Annotated in this window: 7 protein-coding genes; 5 read left to right on the top strand and 2 right to left on the bottom strand. The window is 73.4% G+C overall.

Annotated elements, in window-relative coordinates; all coding sequences use genetic code 11:
• The first annotated feature begins 102 nt into the window (after positions 1-102).
• The 5 genes from ACIBPC_RS26200 (at position 103) to ACIBPC_RS26180 (ending at position 5,986) form a co-directional block, all read left to right on the top strand.
• Positions 103-369 (top strand): DUF6199 family natural product biosynthesis protein, encoded by a 267-nt coding sequence (locus ACIBPC_RS26200; protein ID WP_362968598.1) that lies wholly within the window; start codon positions 103-105, stop codon positions 367-369.
• Positions 370-689: 320 nt separating this feature from the next.
• Positions 690-2,372: a ribulokinase gene (gene araB / locus ACIBPC_RS26195; RefSeq protein ID WP_398848003.1), complete on the top strand. Its 1,683-nt coding sequence runs from the start codon at positions 690-692 to the stop codon at positions 2,370-2,372.
• Positions 2,373-2,429: 57 nt separating this feature from the next.
• A complete protein-coding gene (gene araA / locus ACIBPC_RS26190; protein WP_398848001.1) occupies positions 2,430-3,941 on the top strand; it encodes an L-arabinose isomerase in 1,512 nt (503 codons plus the stop codon).
• 63 nt (positions 3,942-4,004) lie between these two features.
• Positions 4,005-4,733, top strand: coding sequence for an L-ribulose-5-phosphate 4-epimerase AraD (gene araD, locus ACIBPC_RS26185; RefSeq protein WP_398848000.1), 729 nt, complete (start codon positions 4,005-4,007; stop codon positions 4,731-4,733).
• Positions 4,734-4,954: 221 nt separating this feature from the next.
• Positions 4,955-5,986 carry a LacI family DNA-binding transcriptional regulator gene (locus ACIBPC_RS26180; RefSeq protein WP_398847999.1) on the top strand — a complete coding sequence of 344 codons (1,032 nt, stop codon included), beginning with the start codon at positions 4,955-4,957 and terminating at the stop codon, positions 5,984-5,986.
• Positions 5,987-6,040: 54 nt separating this feature from the next.
• On the opposite strand, the gene ACIBPC_RS26175 is transcribed toward ACIBPC_RS26180, so the two are convergent.
• Positions 6,041-8,053 carry a beta-galactosidase gene (locus tag ACIBPC_RS26175; RefSeq protein WP_398847998.1) on the bottom strand — a complete coding sequence of 671 codons (2,013 nt, stop codon included), beginning with the start codon at positions 8,051-8,053 and terminating at the stop codon, positions 6,041-6,043.
• 73 nt (positions 8,054-8,126) lie between these two features.
• The gene (locus ACIBPC_RS26170) at positions 8,127-9,473 is read right to left on the bottom strand and encodes an ABC transporter substrate-binding protein (protein WP_398847996.1); all 1,347 of its coding nucleotides are present in this window, start codon (positions 9,471-9,473) and stop codon (positions 8,127-8,129) included.
• Positions 9,474-9,477 lie beyond the last annotated feature (4 nt).

Genomic DNA, 9,477 nt, shown 5'->3' with positions numbered 1-9,477 from the left:
CCGCCCTTCCCGCCACCGCCTGCGGATGCCCCGGAATGCCTGGTCGTACGTCCGCGGCGGGGCGCGCAGTTTGCTGAGGGGACGTCAGGGCAGCCGGGTCCCATGAATCACGACGCGGTAGTGCAGGCCGCCTCCGACGGCGGCAGTTCGAGTCCGGTCCTCATCCCGTTCCTGTGCCTCTTCCTGATCATGGGACTGATCCAGGTCGTGCGCCCGCAGCTGCTGTGGCGCTTCAACAGCCGCCTCCAGCGGGGGTGGGTGAAGAACCCCGAGGCGACCGAGCCCACCGGCAGGGGGTACGCGCTGCAACGGGTGATCGGCGTGGTCTTCCTGGTGGCGGTCGTCGTCATGCTCGTCCAGCAGCTCTGAACCCGGCCGCCGCGCCTCCGCGCAGGCGATCGACCGGTGAGTTGTGGGCACTGCTGTGTGAGTGTGTTCGGAAGTCGCCCCTCCGTCCTTGACAGCGGCGGTGGCCGCTCATAGATTTCGAAAGCGATTTCGGTCGTTCCACGGGACGCGTGCGACCGCCTTCGTCAGGGAACCACCCCATCCGAACAGCACGTTCACGAGCGGCCCGGCCGATCCTCGGAGCGGGGCCGCCGCTTCCGCGTGGAGACCGCCGAAACCGTTGCCGACCGCACCGCGCCCTCGCGTCCGGCAGTGCTGGCGACCGCCCGGGAGGAAGACGAGTGAGGACCGGCAGCGACGCGAGTGGGCAGGACGCCGAGCCGTGCGTGGTCGGCATCGACTTCGGGACGCTCTCGGGACGCGCCGTCGTCGTCCGGGTGCGGGACGGCGCCGAACTCGGGTCCGCCGAGCACGCGTACGCGCACGCCGTCCTGGAGACGGCCCTCCCCGACGGCACACCCCTGCCCCAGGACTGGGCCCTCCAGGTCCCCCGCGACTACCTCGACGTGCTGCGGACGGCCGTCCCCGAGGCCCTGGCCGCGGCCGGAGTGGAGCCGTCCCAGGTCATCGGCGTCGGCACCGACTTCACCGCGTGCACCGTCCTGCCGGTCCTCGCCGACGGCACCCCGCTGTGCGAACTGCCCGAGTACGCCTCGCGCCCGCACGCCTACGTCAAACTGTGGCGCCACCACGCCGCGCAGGCCCAGGCCGACCGCATCACGGCGGTCGCGGCCGAGCGCGGCGAGGAGTGGCTGTCCCGCTACGGCGGCCGCATCTCCTCCGAGTGGCAGTACGCCAAGGCCCTCCAGCTGCTGGAGGAGGACCCGGAGGTCTACGACCGGACCGAGCGGTGGATCGAGGCCTCCGACTGGATCGTCTGGCGCCTGTGCGGGACCTACCTGCGCAACGCCTGCGCCGCCGGCTACAAGGGGCAGCTCCAGGACGGCGCCCACCCCTCCAGGGACTACCTCGCGGCCCTCGACCCCGCGTTCGCCGGCTTCGTCACCGACAAACTGGAGCACCCCATCGGCCGGCTCGGCTCCCGGGCCGGAGGGCTGACCGCGGAGGCCGCGGCCTGGACGGGCCTGCCGGAGGGCACCCCCGTCTGCGTCGGCAACGTGGACGCCCACGTCGCTGCCCCCGTCGCGGGAGCCGTCGAGGCGGGCCGCATGGTCCTCATCATGGGGACGTCGACGTGCCACGTCATGAGCTCCGACCGGCTCGGCACCGTCCCGGGCATGTGCGGCGTCGTGGACGGCGGTGTCCTGCCCGGCATGTGGGGCTACGAGGCCGGGCAGTCCGGCGTCGGCGACATCTTCGCCTGGGCCGTGCGCAGCGCCTTCCCCGCCGCCTACGCGGACGAGGCCGCGCGGCTGGGCCGCACCCCGCACGAGCACCTCACCGCGCTCGCGGCGGGCCAGCGGATAGGCGAGCACGGCCTGATCGCCCTCGACTGGCACAGCGGCAACCGCTCCGTCCTGGTCGACCACGAGCTGAGCGGCGTGCTCGTCGGGCTCACCCTCGCCAGCCGCCCCGAGGACGTCTACCGCGCGCTGCTCGAGGCCACCGCGTTCGGCACCAGGACCATCATCGAGGCGTTCGAGTCGGCGGACGTCCCCGTCCTGGACCTGACCGTCACCGGCGGACTCACCAGGAACGCGCTGCTGATGCAGATCTACGCCGACGTCACGCGCCGCCCGCTGAACCTCGTCGACTCGGCCCAGGGCCCGGCGGTCGGGGCGGCGATGCACGCGGCCGTCGCCGCCGGGGCGTACCCGGACATCCGCGCCGCCTCCCACGCCATGAGCAGGGTACGGCGGGCCGTCTACGTCCCCGATCCGGACCGCGCGGCGGCCTACGACCGGCTGTACGCCGAATACACCGCGCTGCACGACCACTTCGGCCGCGGCGGCAGCGACGTCATGCGCCGCCTGCGCCGGATACGCGACGCCGCCGCCGTCTGACACCCGCGCCCCCGGCCCCGCCCCACCCCGCGACCGGCACCACCAAGGAGCACGTCCATGGCCGAGCAGCCCTATCCGGACCACGAGATCTGGTTCCTCACCGGCAGCCAGGGACTCTACGGCGACGACACCCTGCGCCAGGTCGCCGAGCAGTCGCGACATGTCGCGCACTCCCTCGGCGACGCCGCCGAGATCCCCGTCCGCGTCGTGTGGAAGCCCGTCCTGACCGACGCCGAGGCCATCCGCCGGGTGTGCCTGGAGGCCAACGCGTCGGACGCCTGCGCCGGACTCGTCATCTGGATGCACACCTTCTCCCCGGCGAAGATGTGGATCGCGGGCCTCAGCGCGCTCGACCGCCCCGTGCTGCACCTGCACACCCAGTACAACCTGTCGCTGCCGTGGGACAGCATCGACATGGACTTCATGAACCTCAACCAGGCCGCCCACGGCGACCGCGAGACCGCCCACATCGGGGCCCGTGCGGGCGTGGCGCGCAAGATCGTCGCCGGGCACCACGGCGACGCCCGGACCAGGCGGCGCGTCGCGGACTGGGCGCGCGCCGCCGTCGGCCGGCAGACCGCGCGCGGCCTGCGGCTCGCGCGTTTCGGCGACAACATGCGGGACGTCGCCGTGACGGAGGGCGACAAGGTCGAGGCCCAGCTGCGGTTCGGCTTCTCCGTCAACACCTACGGCGTCAACGACCTGGTCGAGGTCGTGGACGCCGTGCCCGACGAGGCAGTCGACGCCCTGGTCGCCGACTACGACCGGCAGTACGCGATGGCACCGGCCCTGCGGCTCGGCGGCGACCGGCGTGACTCCCTCTGCTACGCCGCCCGCATCGAGGCCGGGCTGCGCACGTTCCTCACCGACGGCGGCTTCACCGCCTTCACCACCAACTTCGAGGACCTCGGCGGACTGCGGCAGCTCCCCGGCCTCGCCGTGCAGCGGCTCATGGCGGACGGCTACGGCTTCGGCGGCGAGGGCGACTGGAAGACCTCGGCCCTGCTGCGCGTCATGAAGGTCATGGCCAGGGGACTGCCGGGCGGCACGTCCTTCATGGAGGACTACACGTACGACCTCGGCCCCGGCACCCCCCGCATCCTCGGCGCGCACATGCTGGAGGTCTGCCCGTCGATCGCCGCCGGGACGCCGAGCTGCGAGATCCACCCCCTGTCCATCGGCGGACGCGAGGACCCCGTACGGCTCGTCTTCGACGCCGCGCCGGGCCCCGGCGTCGTCGTCGGCCTCGCCGACCTGGGCGACCGCTTCCGGCTGACGCTCAACGAGGTGGACGTCGTCCCGCCGTCGCAGCCCCTGCCCCGGCTGCCCGTCGCACGCGCCGTGTGGACGCCGCGCCCCTCCTTCGCCGAGGCCACGGAGAGCTGGCTCCTGGCCGGGGCGCCGCACCACACCGTCCTCAGCTCGGCGCTCGGCACCGGCGTGCTCACCGACTGGGCGGACATGACCGGCGTCGAACTGCTGGCCATCGGCCCGGGGACCACCCCGGAGCAGCTGGCCAAGGAGATCCGCTGGAACCACGCCTACCACCGCCTCACCGGCAACCGCTGAGCCGGGCCCCGCACGACCCGCACCACCCCGCACCACCCCGCACACCAGGGAAGGACCCACGGCATGGCTGCCGCCACCGTCTCCGACGCGCTGCGCCAGGAGGTCTTCGAGGCCAACCTCGCGATCCCCGCGGCGGGGCTCGCGACCCTCACCTGGGGCAACGTCAGCGGCGTCGACCGCGACGCGGGCGTCTTCGTCATCAAGCCGTCGGGCGTCCCGTACGACCGGCTCACCGCCGCCGACCTCGTCACCGTCCGCCTCGCGGACGGCGCGGTGCTCGACGGCGCGCTGCGCCCCTCGACCGACACCGAGACGCACCGCTGCCTCTACCTGGCGTTCCCGTCCATCGGCGGCGTCACCCACACCCACTCGACCCACGCCGTCGCCTTCGCCCAGGCCCGCCGGGACATACCCGTCCTCGGCACCACGCACGCCGACACGTTCAACGGCCCGGTGCCCTGCACGCCCGACCTGGCCCCCGAACACTGCGCGGCGGACTACGAGTACAACACCGGCCGCGTCATCGTGGACATGCTGGAGGGCGACGACGAGCGCGCCGCGCAGGTGCCCGCCGCCCTCGTCGCCCGCCACGGGCCGTTCACCTGGGGGAGCGGCGCACGCGCGTCGTTCGAGCACGCCGTCATCTGCGAGGCGGTCGCGGAGATGGCGCTGCACACCATGGCGCTGGCCCCGGCGTCCCCGCCGCCGCAGCACCTCCTCGACCGCCACTACACGCGCAAGCACGGCCCCGGCGCCTACTACGGCAATCCCGCCGCCGCGACCTCCGGCTGACGGCGGGGCCCACGGACGGACGCGGAAAACGTTTCGCGAAACCCGGGCGGCCACAGGACAGACATCAAATGCCCATGAGGCACGCCTACTTCAGCGAGCGTCGGCGGGCGGGGCGGAAAGGGGACCGAAACGAGTTTCGGTCCGTTTTCGGCGCTGCGCTACACTTCGTGCCCGGCGCACGGGGGCTCGCGCCCGTGCCGACGACCGCAGGGAGACCCGTGATGCCGCAGCCCACGTCCGGAGCGGCACGCACGCGCGCCGTCACGCTACGGGACGTCGCGCAGCTCGCGGGAGTCTCCGTCGCCACCGCGTCCAAGGCGCTCAACGGGCGGCAGCAGGTCCGCGCGGAGACCCGCGACAAGGTGCTGCGGGCCGCCAACCGGCTCTCGTTCCAGCCCAATCCGATGGCGCGGGGGCTGCTGGCGGGACGCACCGACACGGTCGGCCTGCTCACGAACGACCTGGACGGCCGGTTCAGCATCCCCATCCTCATGGGGGCCGAGGACGCGTTCGGCGTCGGCAGGGCCGCCGTCTTCCTGTGCGACGCGCGCGGCGACGCGATCCGCGAGCAGCACCACCTCGACGCGCTGCTCGGCCGCCGGGTGGACGGCCTGATCGTCGTCGGCAGCCGCACCGACCCCCGCCCCTCCCTCGGCCGCGACCTCCCCGTCCCCGTGGTCTACGCCTACGCGCCGTCCGACGACCCCGAGGACCACTCGATCGTCCCCGACAGCCGCGGCGCGGGCCGCCTGGCGGTCCGCCACCTGCTGGACTGCGGCCGCACCCGCGTCGCCCACATCGCCGGGGACCGCGGCTACGCGGCCGCGCGGGAGCGCGCCGAGGGCGCCGGGGACGCGCTCGCCGACGCGGGCCTGGCGTTCGCCGGCGAGCCGCTCTTCGGCGACTGGTCCGAGAGCTGGGGGCGCACCGCCGCCACCCTGCTGCTCGACCGGCACCCGGAGATCGACGCGTTCCTCTGCGCGAACGACCTGCTGGCCCGCGGCGCCATGGACGTCCTGCGGGAACGCGGCCTGCGCGTTCCGCAGGACGTCGCCGTCATGGGGTTCGACAACTGGGAGATCCTGGTCGCCGGTTCGCGCCCCGCGCTGACCAGCGTCGACCTCGATCTCGAACAGGTCGGCCGCCGCGCCGCGCGGGCGGTGCTGCGGGCGCGCGAAGGGCGGTCGGGCTCGGGCACCGAGCTGCAGGAGGGGCGCGTCGTCGTCCGCGGCTCGACGGCCGCCGCCTCCTGACGCGCCGCCGCGCGGCCCGGCGGACGGCGCCACCGGCCCGCGCGGCGGCGGCCGTCAGCGCCGCAGCACGGTGACGCCGCGCGGCGGCACGGGGAGCGCGCCGGTCAGCACCTCGCCCGTGACACCGGGCAGCTCCACCGGCTCGTCCGTGCGGTTGACCAGGAACCAGTACGCGCCCCGCACCGTCAGCTCCACCCGTCCCCTCGCCTCCTCCGGCAGCTCACCGGCGACGCCCGCCGCCGTGAGCAGCCGGCCGAGCAGCGGCGCCAGACCGGCGGGCCCGAGCCGCGTGGAGACGTACGCGGCCGAGCCGCCGCCGGGGGCGGGCAGGCGCGTCGCCGCCGGGCGGCCCGCGAACGTACCGCCCGCGTAGGACGCGAGGACCTCGACGGCCGGGTCGGTGACGGTGATCCGGTCCGTCCACAGCGTGCCCGTGGCGCCGTCGTCCAGCTCCACGCGCTCGCCGTCCAGCAGCGGCGCGAACTCCTCGATCCGCAGGCCGAGCAGCTCGCGCAGCGGACCGGGGTAGCCGCCGAGGCGCACGTGGTCGTTCTCGTCGACGATCCCGGAGAAGTAGGTCGTCACGAGGTGCCCGCCGCCCTCGACGTACGCGGCCAGCTCCTTCGCCACCGCGTCCGGCACGACGTGCAGCACGGGCGCGACGACCAGGCCGTACCCGTCCAGCGCGGTGCCCAGCGGCACGACGTCGGCGCGCACGCCGAGCGCGAGGAACGCCGAGTACCAGTCCAGCGCCTCCTGCCGGTACTTGAGCCGGGACGAGGGGTGCGAGTCCTGCTCGCTGGCCCACCACGAATCCCAGTCGAACAGGACGGCGGCGGGCGCGGCCTCGTTCCGGATACCGGCGACGGGCGCGAGGTTGTCGCGCAGGGTGCGGCCGAGCGTGACGACGTCGCGGAACACGTCGCTGTCCCGCCCGGCGTGCGGCACCATCCCCGAGTGGTACTTCTCGGCGCCCGCCGCCGACTGCCGCCACTGGAAGAAGCAGACGGCGTCGGCGCCGTGCGCGACGTGCAGCAGCGAGTCGCGGGCCAGCTCGCCCGGCGCCTTCGCCCGGTTGACCGGCTGCCAGTTGACGGCGCTGGTGGAGTGCTCCATCAGGAACCACGGATCGCCGCCCGCTATGCCGCGGGTGAGGCTGGCGGAGAACGACAGCTCGTCCAGCGCCTGCGGACCCGGCACCACGTAGTGGTCGTTCGAGACGAAGTCCACCTCGGCGGCCCAGTCCGCGTAGTCCATGCCCTTGGTCTCGCCCATGACCATGAAGTTCGTGGTGACGGGGACATCGGGCGTGATGCCCGCCAGCAGGTCGCGTTCGGCGCGCAGGTGGTCCTTCAGCGCGTCGGAGGAGAAGCGCTTGAAGTCGAGCTGCTGGGTCGGGTTGGGGTGCGAGGCCGCCAGCCGGGGCGGCTGGATCTGGTCCCAGCCGCTGTACCGCTGCGACCAGAACGCCGTCCCCCAGGCGTGGTTGAGCGCGTCGAGGGTCTCGTAGCGGTCGCGCAGCCACTCCCGGAACGCGCGGGCGGCGTCGTCGGAGTAGTCGTAGACGTTGTGGCAGCCCAGCTCGTTGTTGACGTGCCAGGCGGTCAGCGCCGGATGCCCGGCGTACCGCTCGGCCAGGGCACCGGCCAGGCGGAGCGCGTGCTCGCGGAAGACGGGCGACGTGGGCCGCCAGTGCTGCCGCGCGCCGGGGAAGACAGTCTCGCCGGTGCGCGTGACCGGCAGGATCTCCGGGTGCAGGGTGGTCAGCCACGGGGGCGGCGAGGCCGTCGCGGTGGCCAGGTCCACGGCGATGCCCCCCTCGTGCAGCAGGTCCATCACCTCGTCCAGCCAGGCGAAGTCCCAGGTGTCCTGGGCCGGCTGGATGCGCGCCCAGGAGAAGATGGCCAGCGAGACGATGTTGACGCCCGCCTCGCGCATCAGCCGGATGTCCTCGGGCCAGGTCTCGCGCGGCCACTGTTCCGGGTTGTAGTCGGCGCCGAAGGCGAAGCGCGGCGTGGCCGGGTCGGCGGGCCAGCGCAGCCAGCGGTGCCTGCGGGTGGAAGTCATCGTTCTCCTTGGAGCCGGGCAGGGCGGGGCGGTGGAACGGCCGGGCGGCCGTTCCACTCGACCTGCGTCCGTACTAGTCGCTGATCGTGAAGCCCTGGTCGCGGCCGTAGTCGAGGAGCCGCTGCTGCCAGTCGGCGAGGCCCTCGGACAGGGTGGTGCCGGAGATGTAGGCCTGGCCGACCGTGTCGTTGAAGATGGAGTTCGCGTACACCTGGAAGGGCAGGTAGTCCCAGCCCTCGGCGACGTTCGCGGCCGACTCGGCGAAGATCCGGTTGGCCTGCTGGCCGCCGAAGTACGGGAACTCGGTGTTCAGGAACTCCTCGGACTCCAGGTCCGCGCTCGTCGCGGGGAACGCGCCGGCGGACAGCCGGGTCGCCACGCCGTCACCCGCGTTGGCGTACTCGACGAAGGCGTAGGCCAGGTCCTTCTTCGCACCGGCGGCGGGGATCGTCAGGGCGCTGCCGCCGTTCTCGGCGCTGGCGGTGCCGCCCGCCTCCCACTGCGGCAGCGGGGCGACGCGCCAGTCGCCCGAGGCGCCGGGCACGCCGGACTCGAAGTTCGCGGGCATCCAGGCGCCCACGTTCAGCGTCGCGATGGTGCCGTCGCCCAGGCCCTGGTACCACTCGTCGCTCCAGCCGGCGATGTCGCTGACCAGGCCCTCGTCGATGAGCTGCTGCCAGGTCTCCGCGAACTTCGCCGAGCCCTCGTCGGCCAGGTCCACGCCGACCTCGGTGCCGTCCACGCTGAACGGGTGGCCGCCGGCCTGCCAGATCATGCTGGTGGTGAACCCGGCGTCGCCCGTGTCGGAGGCGATGTACACGTCCGGGTCGGCCTCGTGCAGGTCGCGGGCCGCCTGCACGTACTCGTCCCACGTGGTCGGCACCTCGACGCCGAGCCGGTCGAAGACGGTGGTGTTGTAGAACATCGCCATGGGGCCCGAGTCCATGGGCAGGCCGTAGACCCCGTCGGTCCCGGCGTGCACGGCGCTCCACGGGCCGGGCGTGTAGGTGCCCTCCAGGTCCGAGGCCCCGTAGGAGGACAGGTCGCTGAGGCCGTCGGAGATGGCGTACTGGCCCAGCGCGTAGTACTCGATCTGCGCCACGTCCGGAACGCCGTCACCGGCCTCCATGGCGTTGGTCAGCGCGGTGTACTGGTCGGCGCTCGTACCGGCGTTGACCAGGTTGACCTTCACATTGGGGTGGGCGTCCATGAAGTCGTCGGCCACCTGCTGCAGGGTGGGCTCCCAGGCCCACACCGTTATCTCGCCGCCCTCCTCCAGGGCCGCCTGCACGGCGTCGGGGGATGAGGCCTCGTCCGAGCCGCCGTCGTCGGAGCCGCCGCAGGCCGACATGGCCAGGACGAGCGCGCCGGCGAGACCGGTGCCGCGCATCAGATGACGCGCGCGCTTGGGGTTGATCATGGTC

The sequence above is a fragment of the Streptomyces sp. NPDC049879 genome, assembly GCF_044461265.1.
Classification (GTDB): Bacteria; Actinomycetota; Actinomycetes; order Streptomycetales; family Streptomycetaceae; genus Streptomyces.
The sequence above is the reverse complement of the archived record's forward strand: the minus strand, read 5'-3'. Positions and strand labels throughout refer to the sequence as shown.

Coding starts and splice junctions, on each gene's coding strand:
- ACIBPC_RS26200 (WP_362968598.1), top strand. CDS start 103: ATGAATCACGACGCGGTAGTGCAGGCCGCCTCCGACGGCGGCAGTTCG.
- araA (WP_398848001.1), top strand. CDS start 2,430: ATGGCCGAGCAGCCCTATCCGGACCACGAGATCTGGTTCCTCACCGGC.
- araD (WP_398848000.1), top strand. CDS start 4,005: ATGGCTGCCGCCACCGTCTCCGACGCGCTGCGCCAGGAGGTCTTCGAG.
- ACIBPC_RS26180 (WP_398847999.1), top strand. CDS start 4,955: ATGCCGCAGCCCACGTCCGGAGCGGCACGCACGCGCGCCGTCACGCTA.
- ACIBPC_RS26175 (WP_398847998.1), bottom strand. CDS start 8,053: ATGACTTCCACCCGCAGGCACCGCTGGCTGCGCTGGCCCGCCGACCCG.
- ACIBPC_RS26170 (WP_398847996.1), bottom strand. CDS start 9,473: ATGATCAACCCCAAGCGCGCGCGTCATCTGATGCGCGGCACCGGTCTC.